The following is a 16316-nucleotide window of genomic DNA, read 5'->3' as shown; positions in this document are numbered from 1 at the left end:
ACAGCGGTCCCCTTCTGGCAGTAGCACCGAGCCTACGCCCCGGACACGTACCGTGACATGAATAACCGACTTCCGTCTCCTCCTTGACCCTTTAAGTTGGCTGGATCCATGGACGGTTGGGATCGGAATGTCAACGAGGGGCGCCAGACGTCACCTTGCACGCCCCCTGTGCGCTGTCGGGCTCCGGCAGCGTACGACTTCTCCCCGGCCGCAGGCCCGTTGATGATTAAAAGAAGTACGGCACGTCATGGAACATCGAGGAGATCGAGGAGGCGGTGCCGCATGGTCAGCACTGGCAGAAGCAGGTCGGCCAGGACGCGGACCGGTCTCGTCGACATACCCTTCCCCGCCCGGCGCCACCCCCGGCACGAGCTGGCCCGGCGCCACACGCTGGACTGGCTGTACGAGTTCGGCATGCTGGCCGGCGAGCAGGCCACGGCCGAGTACGACGCGATGGGCCTGGAACGCCTGATGGCGTACTTCTATCCGGACGCCTCGGACGCGCATCTGGCGCTGGCGACCGATCTCAACGCCTGGTTCTTCGTCTTCGACGACCAGTTCGACGGCCCGCTGGGCAAGCGGCCGGACGTCGTGCTGCGCCAGATCGACACGGTGCTGCGCACCATGGGGGACGAGCCGCCGGTTCCGGGCGAGGCCTCGAACCGGCTGGCCGAAAGCTTCCACGATCTGTGGCAACGGGTGACCGCGGGCACTCCGCTGCTGTGGCAGGACCGCTTCCGCGCACACTGGCGCGAGTATCTGACGGCGTATCACTGGGAGGCGCTGAACCGGACGCGCAACGGCACCCTGTCGCTTCCCGGCTTCCTGCGCGGGCGGCGGGACTCCATCGGGGTGCAGCCCTGTCTGGACCTGGTGGAGCGCTGCGGCGGCTACACGCTGCCGAGAGAGCTGCACGAGGGGGAGCCGCTGGCGGAGATGCGGGAGATCACGGCCGATGTGGTGATCTTCGTCAACGACATGGTGTCCGTGGACAAGGAGTTGGCCGCGGGCGACGTCAACAACAGCGTCATCATCCTGCTGCGGCAGGAGATGTGCACCGTGGACCAGGCGGTGCGGCGGGTGGCCGGGGTGGCCAACGCCCGGCTCGCCCGCTTCCAGGAGCTGACCGCCGAGCTCGACGCCCGGCTCGACGAGACGGCGCTGCCCGAGCAGGCGCGGGCCCAGGTGGACGACTACGTCGAGGGCATGCGCGCCCTGATGAGCGGCAACCTGGCCTGGTCCCTGGAGACCGCCCGGTACGGCGAGGCGGGCATCGCCGCCGTCAGCGAGGGCCGCCAGCGGCCCTGGGCCCAGCTGTTCCCCGAGCAGGCCGCCGAGGGGTGAGAGGGGGCGGGGGCTCAACTCGTGTGTGGGGCAAGGCCGCCCAGGACATCGGCGGCCGCTTCGGCGCGCCCGCGCGAGGCGGTCGGCCCGCGCTCCGGCGCCCGGGCGGGCGCGGGGCCGGGACGTCGTGCGGCTCCGTCGCGGGCGCGACCGGCCTCGGCGCAGGGCTCAGGTGAGGTCGAACTCGCCGTCCCGCGCGTTGAGCACGAAGGCGCGCCACTCGGCGGGGCTGAAGATCAGCGACGGGCTGCCGGGGCTGCCGCTGTTGCGCATGGCGATGAAGCCTTCGACGAAGGCGATCTGGACGTCTCCCGCCCCCTGACTGCTCGACTGCCACTCGGCCTCGCTGAGGTCGAGCTCCGGCTTGTCCCAGCCGGAACGGGTTGGCCCCGCAAGGCTCCGCAAGGTGTGCTGGGTGGTGGTGTCGGCCACGTCCGTGCTCCTCCCCGGTACTGTCGTCCGGGGCCAGACTAGCCATCGCGCGCTGTGACGGACAGGCCACGGAAGGAGTACCGGGGCCGGTCCGCCGCGTACCGGCCTCAGCGGGTGGGTGGTTCGGCGCCGACGAGCCACATCGAGAAGAACTGGGAACCGCCGCCGTAGGCGTGGCCGAGCGCCTTGCGGGCGCCTTCCACCTGGTGTTCACCGGCCAGGCCGCGCACCTGGAGGGCCGCCTCCGCGAAGCGGATCATGCCGGAGGCGCCGATGGGGTTGGTGGACAGGACGCCGCCCGACGGGTTCACGGGGAGGTCGCCGTCGAGTTCGGTGACACCGGCCTCGGTGAGCTTCCAGCCCTCGCCCTCGGCGGCGAAGCCCAGGTTCTCCAGCCACATCGGCTCGTACCAGGAGAACGGCACGTACATCTCGACGGCGTCGATCTCGCGGCGGGGGTCGGCGACGCCGGCCTGCCGGTACACGTCGGCCGCGCAGTCCTTGCCCGCCTGGGGCGAGACGAAGTCCTTGCCCGCGAACAGCGTGGGCTCGCTGCGCATGGCGCCGCCGTGCACCCAGGCCGCCGGGCGGGGCGAACGGGCCGCGCCCGCGCGGTCGGTGAGGATCATCGCGCAGGCCCCGTCGGAGGAGGGACAGGTCTCGGAGTAGCGGATCGGATCCCACAGCATCGGCGAGGCCTGGACCTTCTCCAGGGTGATGTCGTGCTCGTGGAGATGGGCGTACGGGTTCTTCAGCGCGTTGCGCCGGTCCTTGTACGCGACCAGGGAGCCCACCGTGTCGGGGGCGCCGGTGCGCCGCATGTAGGCCCGTACGTGCGGGGCGAAGAACCCGCCCGCCCCGGCGAGCAGCGGCTGGGTGAACGGCACCGGAAGGGACAGGCCCCACATGGCGTTGGACTCGGACTGCTTCTCGAAGGCGAGGGTCAGCACGGTGCGGTGCACCCGGGCGGCCACCAGGTTGGAGGCCACGAGCGCGGTCGAGCCGCCGACGGAGCCGGCCGTGTGCACCCGGAGCATGGGCTTGCCGACCGCGCCGAGCGCGTCGGCGAGGTAGAGCTCCGGCATCATCACGCCCTCGAAGAAGTCGGGCGCCTTGCCGATGACGACGGCGTCGATGTCGGGCCAGCTCAACCCGGCGTCGTCCAGGGCGCGTTGGGCCGCCTCGCGGACGAGTCCCGCGATCGAGACGTCGTGCCGGGCGGCCACGTGCTTGGTCTGGCCGACGCCGACCACGGCCACGGGTTCCTTGCTCATGACTCCCCCTCCAGGACGGCGACCAGGTTCTGCTGAAGGCACGGGCCGGACGTGGCGTGCGCGAGGGCCCGGTCGGACTCGCCGCGGTGGATGCGGGCGGCGGCCTCGCCGAGCCGGATGAGCCCGGCGGCCATCACGGGGTTGGCGGCCAGCGCGCCGCCGGACGGGTTGACGGTGACGTCGTCGCCGAGCCGGAGCGCCTTGCGCAGGACGATCTCCTGCGAGGTGAAGGGCGCGTGCAACTCGGCCGTGTCGACGGGCCGTTCGAAGGCGCCGGCCCGTTCGGCGGCGAGGCGGGCGGAGGGCGAGTCGGTGAGGTCGCGCACGCCGAGGCCGTGCGCCTCGATGCGGTGGTCCATGCCGCGGATCCACGCGGGTCGCGCGCACAGTTCGCGTGCCCGGTCTCCGGCGGCGAGGATCACCGCGGCGGCGCCGTCCCCGATCGGAGGGCAGTCCCCGGTACGCAACGGCCGCACCAGATAGGCGCCCTGCGGACGCGAACCCCGCACCTGGGCATGGGAGTTGGCGCTCGCGGCGTCCCGGCTGCGGCCCGCGATCGCGGCGAGCGCGGCCTCGTCGCCGTCCCCGGCGTCGATGACGGCCTGCGCCTGGAGGGCGGCCAGCGCCACCGAGTCGGGCCACAGCGGCGCCACGTAGTAGGGGTCGAGCTGCCGGGTCAGCACGTCGCGCACCTCGCCGGGCGAGGACTTGCCGTACCCGTAGACGAGCGCGGTGTCCGCCTCGCCGGTGAGGATCTTCACCCAGGCCTCGTAGAGCGCCCAGGCTCCGTCCATCTCCACATGGGACTCGGAGATCGGCGGCCAGGCGCCGACCCCGTCGAGCGCCATGGTGAACGAGAAGGCGCGGCCCGCGAGGTAGTCGCTGGAGCCGGAGCAGGTGAAGCCGATGTCGCTGGTCTTGAGGCCGGTGGCGTCGAGCACGTGGTGCAGCACGGGCATGAGCAGCTCGACCTCGGACAGCTCGTCGGTGCGGCGCCGGTGGTCGCTCTGCGCGAAGGCGACGATCGCCACGTCCCGGGCGGGTCCGGTGGGCGCCATCAGATCAGCTCCTTGTACGTCTCGTAGTCGGCGTCGGGTTCGCCGGTGGGCCGGTAGTGGTCGGGGTAGCGGCCGCCCTCGCTCCACACCGGTTCGACCCGCAGTCCCATCCGGACCTGGTCGTAGGGGATGCCGCCGATCCGGCCGTGCAGGGCGAGACCCGCGCCGTCCAGGGCGATGTGCGCGTAGACGTAGGGCACCTCGATGTCGAGGTTGCGCGCCTTGATGTTGACGATGCAGAACGTGGTGACGGTCCCGGCCGGTCCGACCTCGACGCGCTCCTCGGTGGCGACGCCGCAGGTGGGGCAGGCGCCGCGCGGCGGCACGTACACCTTCCGGCAGGCGGGGCAGCGCTCGCCCACCGTCCGGCGGGCCGACAGCGCGTTGATGTAGGCGGACTGGGCGCGGCCGGGGCTGTAGGTGTAGTCGAGCCGGGCGGGCGCGACGATGCCGGTGACGGCGTCCTCGAAGGTGCCGCTGTGGGCGGTGGGTCGCCGGTCCGGCGCTCCGTCGTACGGTTCGAAGCAGGCGATGTCGGTGATCGCTCCCGTACGCTCCCCGGCCCACCGGATCCGGACCCGCATCCCGGTGCGCACGGCGTCGGGTCCGGGCGCGTCCAGGGCGTGCAGGAGCGCGGTGTCGGCCCCGTCCAGCTTGACGAGCACCCAGGCGAAGGGCCGGTCGAGGGGCTGACCGCGGCGCGGGGCGGGGTTCCAGGCCCAGGTGGTGACGGTGCCGGTGGGCGCGACCTCGACGAGGTCGCGGATCTCCTCGGCCGTGACGGGGTCGTACTCGACGGGCGGCACGAGCACCCGCCCGTCCCCGCCCCGCACCCCGAGCACGACCTGTTCCCGCAGCCCGCTGAGAAAGGCACTCTGGACGGGCCCGAGGGACCGGGTGAAGGGAAACTCGACGACGAGGGGCGCCCGCAGCACCTCGGGGACGGCAGAGCCAGTCATGGGCGAACTCCTTAAGTTCCTGAACAATCCCGGGCCACCTACAGCCCGTCCGGCATTGCGAGGACGAGCGAACACCACCACCCCCAGCCCGTCCGGCGTTCGAGGACGAGCGCCGACCAAGCACGTACAGGGCCCGGGCCAAAGCCCCGGACCACACCACCACCCCCAGCCCGTCCGGCGTTTGAGGACGAGCGCCGTCAAGGCGCGAACGGGGTCCGGGGCAGAGCCCCGGGACCACCCACCGGGCAGCAGCCGGTGGATTCCCCCGGAGGGTCTCGGGAAGGGGCGGGGTGGGGAAGACTCAGGCCCGCCGAAAGACGGCGGCCCGCTTCTCGGCAAACGCCCTCGCCCCCTCCTTCGCGTCAGCCGTGGCGAAGATCGGCCACCCCCGCTCCAGCTCCGCCTTGAGCCCGTCGTCCTCGCTCAGGGAGGCCGTGTCGTACACGGACGCCTTGACCGCCTCCACGGCCAGCGGCCCGCACGCGTTGATCTGCTCGGCGATCTCCAGCGCCTTGTCCAGCGCCGTCCCGTCCGGCACCACGTGCCCGATGAGCCCGATCCGAGCCGCCTCCCGCGCCCCGTAGGGCCGCCCCGTCAGAAGCATCTCCAGCGCGTGCGTCCGCGGGATCTGCCGCTGGAGGCGGACGGTCGAGCCGCCGATGGGGAACAGGCCGCGCTTCACCTCGAAGAGCCCGAAGGTGGCGCCCTCCCCCGCGACCCGGATGTCCGTGCCCTGGAGGATCTCGGTGCCGCCCGCGACGCAGTACCCCTCGACCGCGGCGATCACGGGTTTGCGGGGGCGGTGGTGCCGCAGCATCGCCTTCCAGTGCAGGTCGGGGTCGGCCTTGAGCCGGTCCCGGTACTGGTCTCCCTCCATCCCGCCCCCGGACAGCGCCTTCAGGTCCATGCCCGCGCAGAAGTCGCCGCCCGCCCCGGTGATCACGACCGACCGGATCGAGTCGTCCGCGTCGGCCTCCAGCCAGCCGTCGTACAGGCCCACCAGCAGCGGCAGCGAGAGCGCGTTCTTCGCCTCCGGCCGGTTCAGGGTGAGCACCAGTGTGGCGTCCTCGCGCCGCACGGCGAGGTGTTCCGTACCGCCCATTGCCGTCCTCCCGTCTCAAGACCTAGAACAGGTTGCAGTAGCGGCGGTGGCAGTTCAATAGTTTTCTGACAGGCAGTCAGATTTCTTCCGCGGCACCCCTTCCCAGTTGTGCACGGCTTTGCTCTGATGACCCCCGAGTCCGTCGGGGCCGGTGTCAGGAGGAATGGTGGAGTACAACCTTGCCGACCTGTTCGAGTCCGTCGTCGACGTGGTCCCGGACCGCGAGGCGCTCGTGTACGTCGACCATCCCGGAACGGGCGCCGAACGCAGGCTGACCTACCGGCAGCTGGACGAGGCGGCGAACCGGCTCGCGCACCATCTCATCGACGCGGGCCTCAAGCCCGGCGAGCACCTGGGACTGCACCTCTACAACGGCGTCGAGTACCTCCAGACGGTGCTGGCCGCCCTCAAGGCCCGCCTCGTCCCGGTCAACGTCAACTACCGCTACGTCGAAGAGGAGTTGGTCTACCTCTACCGGGACGCCGATCTCGCGGCGCTGGTCTTCGACGCCGAGTTCACCGAGCGGGTGGCGGGCGCCCTTCCACGGACGGAGAAGCTGCGGCACCTGGTCCGGGTCGGCCCGGTCCTGGACGGCGCCCCGGCCCTGCCCGCCACGGCGTTCACCGAGGCAGAGGCGGCGGGCTCGCCCGAGCGGGGCTTCGCGCCGCGCTCGGCCGACGACCTGTTCATCATCTACACCGGCGGCACCACCGGCATGCCCAAGGGTGTGATGTGGCGTCAGGAAGACCTGTTCTTCGCGGGGTTGTTCGGCGGCGACCCGGCGGGCGAGCCGGTGAAGCGGCCCGAGGAACTGGCCGAGCGGGTCGCCAAGGGCGGCGCGGGCCTGACCTTCTTCCCCGCTCCCCCGCTGATGCACGGCACCTCGACGCTGACCTCGTTCGTCGCCTTCGACTACGGCCAGCGGGTGGTCATCCACCGCAAGTACGTGCCCGAGGAGGTGCTCCGCACGATCGAGAAGGAGAAGGTCACCAGCGTGTCCCTGGTGGGCGACGCGATGCTCAGGCCGCTCGTCGACGCCCTGCGCGGCCCGCTCAGGGGCACCGACCTGTCCTCCCTGTTCACCCTCTCCTCGTCGGGCGCGATCATGTCGGAGACGGTGCGGGCCCAGTTCCAGGCCCTCGCCCCGAACGTGCTGATCCTCAACAACTTCGGCTCGTCCGAGTCCGGCTCCAACGGGAAGGCGACGGACGACTCGGGTCCGGAGAACGGCTTCCGCCTGGAGGTCAACGAGCGTACGCAGGTGGTGGATCCGGTGACGCACGAGCCGGTCGCGGTGGGCGAGGCGGGGCGCCTCGCCCAGCGCGGGCACGTACCGCTCGGCTACTACAACGACCCGGCGAAGACGGCGGAGACCTTCTTCCAGAAGGGCCCGGAGCGGTGGGTGCTGCTCGGCGACATGGCGACCGTCGACGAGGACGGCATCGTCACCGTCCTGGGACGCGGCTCACAGTGCATCAACACGGGCGGCGAGAAGGTCTACCCGGAGGAGGTCGAGCAGGCTCTCAAGTCGCATCCCGACGTGTACGACGCGCTGGTGGCCGGGGTGCCCGACGCCAAGTGGGGCAGCCATGTCGCGGCGGTGGTGCAGCTGCGCGACGGCGCGGTCCGGCCCACCCTGGACGACATCCAGACGCACTGCCGCACCCGGCTCGCGGGCTACAAGGTGCCGCGCCAGCTGGTGATCGCCCCCAGCATCCAGCGCTCGCCCAGCGGCAAGGCCGACTACCGCTGGGCACGGACGGTGGCGGCGGACGCCGACGCCCGCTGAGACGCGGGCCTCGGCCGTCACCCGATGCCGAACTCCCGCAGCGCGCGCAGGAATTGACCGGCCCTCTCGGTGTGGACGAGGTGACCCGCCTCGATGGTCACGAGGCGGGCGCCCGGTATGCGCGAGGCCATCCAGGCCAGCTTCTTCTGGTCGATGTGGCTCTCCGGACCGCCCGCGACCACCAGGGTCGCCGCCGCGATGGCGGCGAACCGGCCGCGCCAGGCCGGGTCGGGCTCGTTCAGCTGCGCGTCGATCGCCGTCACCACGGACCAGTCGAACCCGAGCTCGCCGTCCGGGCGCTCCGCCGGGCCGCGCGGCGGGTCCAGCGGAAAGAGCGGCGGCGCCTCCTCCAGGACGAGCCGGCCGATCAGTCCGGGCACCTCCTCGGCGAGCAACGCGGCGGCGGCCCCGCCCATCGAGTGAGCGACCACATCGGCCCCGCCGAGGCCCAGTTGGGTCATGAAGCCGTGCAGGTCGTCGCGGAACGCCTCGAAGGAGTACTCGCCCGGCCAGTCGCTCAGACCGTGGCCGCGCAGGTCGACGGCGTACACCCGTCGGGTGCCCGCGAGCTCCTCGGCGATCTCGGCCCAGTCCCGGCTGTCACCGCCCCGGCCGTGCACGAGAACGACGGGCGGTGCGGACTCGGCGCCCCGGACCCGGTAGGCGAGCCGCACCCCGCCGACGGTGACCGTGTGGACGTCAGGGTCGAGGAACGCGGTGGTGGTGCGGACGAAGGCGCCCGGGTCGTCGAGCCAGGGGTAGTGCCCGGCGCCGGGCTGGACGGCGACCTCGGCATGAGGGAAGAGCGCGGCCAACTCGCCGGCGCGGGTGGGCGTCGGGCCCCCGTCGTACGCACCGGCGAGGACCAGGACCGGCGCGGTCAGCTTGGCGAGCGCGGCGGTGGTCGCCTCCGGCTCGAAGGCGCCCTCCGCGTAGTACTCGCGCGCCGCGTCCCGGTTGGTCTGGGCCGCGGTCGAGGCCTCGTGCCGCTGGGCCGCCGCGTCCCACCGGCCGTACCCGAAGGGCCTGATGGCGGACCAGACCTCCTCGGTCTCGCGGCCCGCCCACACCTGCTCGAAGGCGGCGCGGCCCTCCTCGTACCAAGGCTCACCCGCGCGCAGGGCGACCGCCGCCCGCCAGTCGTCCTCTCCCGCCGCGATGCCCACGGCGCGGGTGCCGGGGGTGACCAGGGTGAGCGAGCCGACGCGCTCCGGGTGCCGGGCCGCGTACAGCATCGCCAAATTCCCGCTCGCCGAGTGGCCGAGCAGGTCGATCCGGTCGAGGCCGAGGTGCGCGCGGAGCGCCTCGACGTCGGCCACCTGGCGGTCGCAGCGGTAGGTCGCCGGATCGTCGGGCACCGCCGAGTCACCCGTGCCGCGCAGATCGAGCAGGACCAGCCGGCGATGGGCGGTGAGTCCGCCGAGGTCCCCCAGGTATGCGGAGGCGCGCATCGCCCCGCCCGGCAGGCAGATCAGCGGTGGCCCCTCCCCGCGCAGGTGGTAGGCGAGCTCGGTTCCGTCGTACGTCGTGAACATCGGCATGCGGCCGATCCTCACAGCCGCCCGCCAAACGGGGCAATGCCTTTCACTCACAGCGCGATCATGAACGGCGGGGTACGGCCGTCGAGGGGCGGGGCCGAGTCGTCCACAGGCCTTGACGTGCGCCCGGAGTGGCTGAATTACTGAGGCGAGACAGATCGACCGAATGATCGGTCGTCCGATTTCGCCGCCCTTTCGAGGGCGGAGCGAGGACGGGAGCGCACCCATGGCAGCTGAGCTGGACGCGGCCGAGCGGCTGAGCCGCCCGGAGCTCGAAGCCCTGCAGCTCGACCGGCTGCGCGCCTCGCTGCGCCACGCGTACGACCGCGTCGGCTTCTACCGCGAGGCCTTCGACAAGGCCGGGGTCCGCCCGGAGGACTGCCGCTCGCTCGCCGACCTGGCCCGCTTCCCGTTCACCGCCAAGTCCGACCTGCGCGACCACTACCCGTTCGGGATGTTCGCGGTCCCCGAGTCCGACATCCGCCGCATCCACGCCTCCAGCGGCACGACGGGCCGCCCGACCGTCGTCGGCTACACCCAGCGGGACCTGGACACCTGGGCGGACGTGGTGGCCCGGTCGATCCGGGCGGCGGGCGGCAGACCCGGCCACAAGGTCCATGTGGCGTACGGATACGGCCTGTTCACCGGCGGCCTCGGCGCGCATTACGGAGCCGAGCGGCTCGGCTGTACGGTGATTCCCGCCTCCGGTGGCATGACGACCCGTCAGGTCCAGCTCATCCAGGACTTCCGCCCCGAGATCATCATGGTGACCCCGTCCTACATGCTGACGCTGCTCGACGAGTTCGAGCGCCAGGGCGTCGACCCCCGGACGACCTCGCTCAAGGTGGGCATCTTCGGGGCCGAGCCGTGGACCGAGGAGATGCGCCGCGAGATCGAGGAGCGGTTCGCGATCGACGCGGTCGACATCTACGGGCTCTCCGAGGTGATGGGCCCGGGCGTCGCGCAGGAGTGCGTGGAGACCAAGGACGGGCTGCACATCTGGGAGGACCACTTCTATCCGGAGATCGTGGACCCGCTCACCGGCGAGGTGCTGCCCGACGGCGAGCGGGGCGAGCTCGTCTTCACCTCGCTCACCAAGGAGGCCATGCCGGTGGTCCGTTACCGGACGCGGGACCTGACGCGGCTGCTGCCCGGCACGGCCCGGGTCTTCCGCCGGATGGAGAAGGTGACCGGCCGCAGTGACGACCTGGTGATCCTGCGCGGTGTGAACCTGTTCCCCACCCAGATCGAGGAGATCGTGCTGCGGACACCGGGCCTCGCCCCGCACTTCCAGCTGCGGCTGGCCCGGCAGGGACGGCTCGACGCGCTGACGGTGCGGGTGGAGGCCCGGGCGGACACGGCGCCGGAGCGGCGCGAGGAGGCGGCGCGCTCGATCGTCGCGGCGGTCAAGGACGGGATCGGCGTCTCTGTGGACGTGGAGGTCGTCGACCCGGAGACCATCGAGCGCTCGGTGGGCAAGTTCAAGCGGATCGTCGACCTGCGCCCGGGGCGTTGAGCACCCGGCGGTGCGGGCGGCACGATCGGGATCGCACGGCGGGGCTCAGGCGAAGCGGTCGCGCAGCTCACGCTTGAGGATCTTGCCGCTAGCGTTGCGCGGGAGTTCGTCGACGAACACGACCCGCTTGGGGGCCTTGAAGTGGGCCAGCCGCTCCCGCGCGTGCTCGATCAGGTCGGGTCCGGTCACCTCGCCGCGCCGCACGACGAACGCCGTGACCGCCTCGATCCAGCGTGCGTCGGGCAGGCCCACGACGGCGGCCTCGGCGACCGCCGGGTGCGTGTACAGCGCGTCCTCGACCTGACGCGAGGCGATCAGCACGCCCCCGGAGTTGATGACGTCCTTCACCCGGTCGACGACGGTGAAGTAGCCCTGCGCGTCTCGCACCGCGAGGTCACCCGAGTGGAACCAGCCGTCACGGAAGGCCTCCTCTGTCTCGGCGGGCTTATCCCAGTAGCCCTCGCACAACTGCGGTGAGCGGTAGACCACTTCGCCCGCCGTGCCGTCGGGCACCTCCTTGCCGCTCTCGTCGACGACCTTCGCCTCGACGAAGAGCACCGGCCGCCCGCACGAGTCCATCCGCCCCTCGTGTTCGTCCGGGCCGAGCACCGTGGCGAGCGGGCCGATCTCGCTCTGCCCGAAGCAGTTGTAGAAGGCGAGCCGGGGCAGCCGCTCGCGCAGCCGCTCCAGGACCGGCACCGGCATGATCGAGGCGCCGTAGTAGGCCTTGCGTAGTCCGCCGAGATCCCGCGTGGCGAACCCGGGGTGGCCCGCGAGGGCGATCCACACGGTGGGCGGCGCGAACAGCGAGTCGGCGCGGCCCGCCTCCACCAGGTCGAAGATCCGGTCCGCGTCGGGCGCGTCCAGGATGGTGTTCTCCGCGCCCACCGCAAGGTACGGCAGCAGGAACACATGCGTCTGCGCCGAGTGGTAGAGCGGCAGCGCGTGCACGGGCCGGTCCGACGCGGCGAGGTCGAGCGCCGTGATCGCCGAGACGTACTCGTGGACCAGGGCGCGGTGCGTCATCATCGCGCCCTTGGGCAGCGCGGTGGTGCCCGAGGTGTAGAGCAGCTGGACCACGTCGCCCTGCTCGCCCCGGGGCTCGTACGGCAGGGGGGTGGTCAGGGCCGCGAGGAGCGAGTCGGCGGCGTCGCGCAGCGAGTGGCGCGCGAAGCCCTCCGGGACCCGGTCGGCGAGGGCGGGGTCGGCGAGCACGAGGGCGGCACCGGACTGTTCGAGGATGTAGGCCAGGTCCCCGCCGGTGAGGTGCTGGTTGACCGGCACGTGGACGAGCCCGGCGCGGGCGCAGGCGAGGAAGGCGATGAGGTAGGCGTCCGAGTTGTGGCCGTAGGTGGCGACCCGGTCGCCCCTGGACAGGCCCCGCGCGGTGAGGAAGGCGGCCGCTGTGGAGACCGCCGCGTCCAGTTCGGCATAGCTCCACGCGCGGTCCGCGTAGCGCAGGGCGGTGCGGTCGGGGGTGCGGCGGGCGCTGCGGCGCACGATGCCGTCGACGGTGCTGCTGCGTACGTCGTCCATGGCTGGATCCTGGGCGGCCCGCCGGGCGGGGTCAAGGCGTGCGCGCCCCGGCCGTCCGGCACGTCGCCTCAGGGCGTGCCGGAGGCGTCGAGGTGCGTGAGCTTGTCGGGGTTGCGGATCGTGTAGATCGTTTCGATCAGACCGTCGCGGAAGCGGACGAGACCGATCTGCCGTTGACCGTCGGCGATGATGGAAAGGGCCGGGCCGCCGTTGACGTCCAGGATCTCGAAGGCCTGGAGTTCGTAGCGGCTCAGCAGGCCGGTGATGAAGGCCAGTACCTTCTTGCGGCCCGTGACCGGGCGCAGCGCGGCCCTGACCTTGCCGCCGCCGTCGCTCCAGGCCACGACGTCCTCGGCGAGCAGTTCGGCGAGCGCGCTCAGGTCGCCGCCCTGGGCCGCTTCGAGGAAACGGGCGAGCAGTTTGGCGTGTTCGTCGTCGGAGAGCGGGAAGCGGTCGCGGCCCGCAGCCAGGTGCCGGCCCGCCCTGCTGTACATCTGGCGGCAGTTGGCCACGCTCGTGCCGACGATGTCCGCGATCTCCTCGTACGGCAGCTGGAAGGCCTCGCGCAGCACGAACACGGCGCGCTCGGGGGGCGAGAGCCGCTCCATGAGGTGGACGGTGGCGTAGGCGACGGTGTCGCGGAGCTCGGCCGTGTCCAGCGGGCCGAGCGCGTCGGTGGCCACGGGCTCGGGCAGCCACGGTCCGACGTACGCCTCGCGCGTCACCCGGGCCGAGCGGAGCTGGTCGATGGCGAGCCGGGAGACGACGGTGATCAGGAAGCCGCGCGGGTCCCTGATCCGGGCGCGGTCGACCCGGCTCCAGCGCAGATAGGCGTCCTGGACGACGTCCTCGGCGTCCCACAGGGAGCCGAGCAGCCGATAGGCGAGCCCGAGCAGCACCTGCCGGTGGCCCTCGAACTCCTCGGCGTGCTCCGTCATGACGTCTACCTCCCGGCCCCGGCGGCTGCCGCGCCATTCAACTCGACGGCGGGCCCGGGCGCCAGCGGACCGCTCACACCCCGCGGTCGCGGCCCTCCCAGTACGGTTCGCGCAGCCGCCGCTTGTAGAGCTTGCCGTTCGGGTCGCGCGGCATCGCGGCGATGAAGTCGAGCGTCTTGGGGCACTTGTACCCGGCCAACTGCCGTGCGCAGTGGGCGAGTATCTCCGCCGCCAGGGCGTCGCCCGCCTCGTGCCCGTCGGCCACCTCGACGACGGCCTTCACCTCCTCGCCCCAGTCGGCGTGCGGAATGCCGAAGGCCGCGGCGTCGGCGACGGCCGGGTGGGCCAGCAGCGCGGCCTCGATCTCGGCCGGGTAGATGTTGACGCCGCCCGAGATGATCATGTCGATCTTGCGGTCGCGCAGGAAGAGGTAGCCGTCCTCGTCCAGGTAGCCGAGGTCGCCGACGGTGAAGAAGTCGCCGATGCGGTTCTTCCTCGTCTTGCCCTCGTCCTTGTGGTAGCTGAAGCCGCCGGTCGACATCTTCATGTAGACCGTGCCCAACTCGCCTGCGGGCAGCCGCACTTGGTCGTCGTCGAAGACGGCGAGCTCGCTGATGGGCCAGGCCTTGCCGACCGTGCCCGGCTTCTTCAGCCAGTCCTCGGCGGTGGCGAACGCCCCGCCGCCCTCGCTGGCCGCGTAGTACTCCTCGACGCAGCTCCCCCACCAGTCGATCATGGCGCGTTTGACGTGGTCGGGGCAGGGCGCGGCGCCGTGGATGGCGTGCCGCATGGACGACACGTCGTACCGCCGCTTGACCTCGTCGGGCAGCGAGAGCAGGCGGTGGAACTGGGTCGGCACCATGTGCGTGTGGGTGCAGGCGTGTGCGTCGATGAGGCGCAGCATCTCCTGTGGCGTCCACTTGTCCATGAGGACGACGCGGTGGCCGATGTGCAGGGAGGCGCCCGCGAACTGGAGGACGGCCGTGTGGTAGAGCGGCGAGCACACCAGGTGGACGTTGTCGTCGAGCGGCTTGATGCCGAAGATGGCGAGGAAGCCCCCGAGGTAGGTCTCCTCCGGCGGCTTTCCGGGCAGCGGGCGCCGGATGCCGCGCGGGCGTCCGGTGGTGCCGGAGGTGTAGTTCATGACCCAGCCGAGCGTGCGGTCGGCGGGCACCGCGTCGGGCCGGCCGTCCAGGAGTTGGGCGTACGGCCGGAATCCGGCGAGCGTGCCGACGGCGTAGCGCTGGGAGGCGGGCAGCTTCGCCTCGTCGGCGGCGGCGGTGGCCGCCTCGGCGAACCGCTCGTGCGCGATGAGGACCTTGGCGCCGGAGTCGGAGACGATCCAGGCGATCTCCGGGCCGACCAGGTGGTGGTTGACGGGCACCAGGTAGAACCCGGCCTGTGAGGCGGCGAGGTAGGCCGTGAAGAACTCGACGCCGTTGGGCAGCACCACCGCGAAGGCGTCGCCGCGCTCCAGGCCCGCGGCCCGCAGTCCGTGGACGAGCTGGTTGACGGCGGCGTGCAGCCGGCCCGCGGTCCACTCCTCGCCGTCCGGGGCGACGAGGACGGTGCGGTCGGGATCGGCGGCGGCCTGGGCCCAGAATCCGTTGGGCGGCTGGTTCATCGGGGGTCCCTCCCGGCGATGCGGTTGATGCGGTCGACGGCGCGCTCGAAGCCGCGCGTGAGGTCGTCGAAGGTGTCTTGGACACTGCGTTCGGCGGTCATCCGCCCGACGATCTGGCCGACCGGGGTGCCGAGCAGCGGCTCGACCTCGTACTTCTGGATGCGCGAGACGGCCTCGGCGACCAGGAGTCCCTGCAACGGCATGGGCAGGGTGCCGGGGCCGGCCGGGTCGTCCCAGGCGTCGGTCCACTCGGTGCGCAGTTGGCGGGCGGGCTTGCCGGTGAGCGCGCGGGAGCGGACGGTGTCGCTGGAACCGGCGGCGAGCAGCTTGCGGGTGAGCGCGCGGGAGTGGAGTTCGGCCTCGGTGGTGGTGAGCCAGAGCGAGCCGAGCCACACGCCCTGGGCGCCGAGCGCGAGCCCGGCGGCGATCTGCTCGCCGCTGCCGATGCCGCCCGCCGCGAGCACCGGCAACGGGCCGACGGCGTCGACGACTTCGGGGACGAGCACCATGGTGGCGATCTCGCCGGTGTGGCCGCCGGCCTCGTACCCCTGGGCGACGACGATGTCGATGCCCGCCTCCGCGTGGTGGCGGGCGTGCCGGGCGCTGCCCGCGAGCGCGGCGACGAGCACGCCGTTGTCGTGGGCGCGCCGCACGACGTCGGCGGGCGGCGAACCGAGCGCGTTGGCGAGCAACTTGATCGGGTAGTCGAAGGCGACGTCGAGCTGGTTGCGGGCGACCTGCTCCATCCAGCCCGTGATGCGCCAGCCCGACGCCTCGCCTTCGGCGAGCTCGGGCACCTGGTGCTTGGCCAGGGTGTCCCGTACGAACTGCCGGTGGCCCTCGGGGATCATGGCCTCGATCTCGGCCTCCCCGACTCCTTCCACCTTCTTGGCGGGCATCACCACGTCGAGGCCGTAGGGCAGGCCGTCGGTGTGCTCCTGCATCCAGTCGAGGTCGCGTGCGAGGTCGTCGGGGGCCGTGTAGCGGACCGCGCCGAGCACACCGAAGCCGCCGGCCCGGGTGATGGCCGCGGCCACCGCCGGGAACGGCGTGAAGCCGAAGACGGCGTGCTCGACTCCCAGTCTCTTGCTCAGCTCCGTCTGCATGGGGCGCAGGATGCCGCAGCCGGGGCGACGAGGGAAGAGATTTTCTGATGCCGCGTCAGATTCTTTGCCGGGCGCCGCCACCCCCGCCGCTTCATTGACA

General features: G+C 72.0%; 13 protein-coding genes. 3 read left to right on the top strand and 10 right to left on the bottom strand.

The window, feature by feature from the left end:
- Window positions 1-282 precede the first annotated feature (282 nt).
- Window positions 283-1344 carry an isoafricanol synthase gene (locus AC07F3_RS19790; protein ID WP_479115747.1) on the top strand — a complete coding sequence of 354 codons (1062 nt, stop codon included), beginning with the start codon at window positions 283-285 and terminating at the stop codon, window positions 1342-1344.
- Between the two features lie 168 nt (window positions 1345-1512).
- On the opposite strand, the gene AC07F3_RS19785 is transcribed toward AC07F3_RS19790, so the two are convergent.
- The 5 genes from AC07F3_RS19785 to AC07F3_RS19765 form a co-directional block, all read right to left on the bottom strand.
- Entirely contained in the window at window positions 1513-1776 is a 264-nt protein-coding gene (locus tag AC07F3_RS19785) for a DUF397 domain-containing protein (RefSeq protein WP_479115745.1), read from the bottom strand.
- A 107-nt stretch (window positions 1777-1883) separates the two neighbouring features.
- Complete coding sequence (locus tag AC07F3_RS19780) at window positions 1884-3050, bottom strand: thiolase domain-containing protein (RefSeq protein WP_479115743.1); 1167 nt, start codon at window positions 3048-3050, stop codon at window positions 1884-1886.
- On the bottom strand, window positions 3047-4108 hold the full coding sequence (locus tag AC07F3_RS19775) for a thiolase domain-containing protein (RefSeq protein ID WP_479115741.1): 1062 nt from the start codon (window positions 4106-4108) through the stop codon (window positions 3047-3049). Before AC07F3_RS19775 ends, AC07F3_RS19780 begins: the two co-directional genes overlap by 4 nt.
- Entirely contained in the window at window positions 4108-5067 is a 960-nt protein-coding gene (locus tag AC07F3_RS19770) for a Zn-ribbon domain-containing OB-fold protein (RefSeq protein ID WP_479115739.1), read from the bottom strand. Before AC07F3_RS19770 ends, AC07F3_RS19775 begins: the two co-directional genes overlap by 1 nt.
- A gap of 301 nt (window positions 5068-5368) precedes the next feature.
- Window positions 5369-6169, bottom strand: a complete 801-nt coding sequence (locus tag AC07F3_RS19765) for a crotonase/enoyl-CoA hydratase family protein (protein ID WP_479115737.1) — start codon at window positions 6167-6169, stop codon at window positions 5369-5371.
- Between the two features lie 166 nt (window positions 6170-6335).
- On the opposite strand from AC07F3_RS19765, the gene AC07F3_RS19760 reads away from it, so the two are divergent.
- Window positions 6336-7958, top strand: a complete 1623-nt coding sequence (locus tag AC07F3_RS19760; RefSeq protein ID WP_479115867.1) for an acyl-CoA synthetase — start codon at window positions 6336-6338, stop codon at window positions 7956-7958.
- A gap of 17 nt (window positions 7959-7975) precedes the next feature.
- Here AC07F3_RS19760 and AC07F3_RS19755 read toward each other — a convergent pair whose 3' ends face one another.
- A complete protein-coding gene (locus AC07F3_RS19755; protein WP_479115735.1) occupies window positions 7976-9499 on the bottom strand; it encodes an alpha/beta fold hydrolase in 1524 nt (507 codons plus the stop codon).
- Between the two features lie 223 nt (window positions 9500-9722).
- On the opposite strand from AC07F3_RS19755, the gene paaK reads away from it, so the two are divergent.
- Window positions 9723-11012, top strand: coding sequence for a phenylacetate--CoA ligase PaaK (gene paaK / locus AC07F3_RS19750; protein ID WP_479115733.1), 1290 nt, complete (start codon window positions 9723-9725; stop codon window positions 11010-11012).
- A gap of 45 nt (window positions 11013-11057) precedes the next feature.
- Here the strand turns inward: paaK and AC07F3_RS19745 are convergent, their stop codons facing one another.
- From AC07F3_RS19745 to AC07F3_RS19730, 4 genes are all read right to left on the bottom strand, one after another.
- A complete protein-coding gene (locus AC07F3_RS19745; protein ID WP_479115731.1) occupies window positions 11058-12548 on the bottom strand; it encodes an acyl-CoA synthetase in 1491 nt (496 codons plus the stop codon).
- 68 nt (window positions 12549-12616) lie between these two features.
- The gene (locus AC07F3_RS19740; RefSeq protein ID WP_479115729.1) at window positions 12617-13486 is read right to left on the bottom strand and encodes an RNA polymerase sigma-70 factor; all 870 of its coding nucleotides are present in this window, start codon (window positions 13484-13486) and stop codon (window positions 12617-12619) included.
- Between the two features lie 73 nt (window positions 13487-13559).
- Complete coding sequence (locus AC07F3_RS19735; protein ID WP_479115727.1) at window positions 13560-15110, bottom strand: acyl-CoA synthetase; 1551 nt, start codon at window positions 15108-15110, stop codon at window positions 13560-13562.
- A complete protein-coding gene (locus tag AC07F3_RS19730; protein WP_479115725.1) occupies window positions 15107-16216 on the bottom strand; it encodes a nitronate monooxygenase in 1110 nt (369 codons plus the stop codon). The genes AC07F3_RS19735 and AC07F3_RS19730 overlap by 4 nt, the downstream gene beginning before the upstream one ends.
- Between the last annotated feature and the right edge of the window lie 100 nt (window positions 16217-16316).

The sequence above is a fragment of the Streptomyces sp. NPDC045846 genome (genome assembly GCF_056431605.1).
Note: the sequence above shows the minus strand (reverse complement) of the source record. Positions and strands in the feature narration are given on the sequence as shown.

Bases quoted from the DNA above. Each gene is read 5' to 3' on its own strand.
- AC07F3_RS19790 (WP_479115747.1), top strand. From the start codon at position 283: ATGGTCAGCACTGGCAGAAGCAGGTCGGCCAGGACGCGGACCGGTCTC.
- AC07F3_RS19780 (WP_479115743.1), bottom strand. From the start codon at position 3,050: ATGAGCAAGGAACCCGTGGCCGTGGTCGGCGTCGGCCAGACCAAGCAC.
- AC07F3_RS19775 (WP_479115741.1), bottom strand. From the start codon at position 4,108: ATGGCGCCCACCGGACCCGCCCGGGACGTGGCGATCGTCGCCTTCGCG.
- AC07F3_RS19770 (WP_479115739.1), bottom strand. From the start codon at position 5,067: ATGACTGGCTCTGCCGTCCCCGAGGTGCTGCGGGCGCCCCTCGTCGTC.
- AC07F3_RS19765 (WP_479115737.1), bottom strand. From the start codon at position 6,169: ATGGGCGGTACGGAACACCTCGCCGTGCGGCGCGAGGACGCCACACTG.
- AC07F3_RS19755 (WP_479115735.1), bottom strand. From the start codon at position 9,499: ATGCCGATGTTCACGACGTACGACGGAACCGAGCTCGCCTACCACCTG.
- paaK (WP_479115733.1), top strand. From the start codon at position 9,723: ATGGCAGCTGAGCTGGACGCGGCCGAGCGGCTGAGCCGCCCGGAGCTC.
- AC07F3_RS19745 (WP_479115731.1), bottom strand. From the start codon at position 12,548: ATGGACGACGTACGCAGCAGCACCGTCGACGGCATCGTGCGCCGCAGC.
- AC07F3_RS19740 (WP_479115729.1), bottom strand. From the start codon at position 13,486: ATGACGGAGCACGCCGAGGAGTTCGAGGGCCACCGGCAGGTGCTGCTC.
- AC07F3_RS19735 (WP_479115727.1), bottom strand. From the start codon at position 15,110: ATGAACCAGCCGCCCAACGGATTCTGGGCCCAGGCCGCCGCCGATCCC.
- AC07F3_RS19730 (WP_479115725.1), bottom strand. From the start codon at position 16,216: ATGCAGACGGAGCTGAGCAAGAGACTGGGAGTCGAGCACGCCGTCTTC.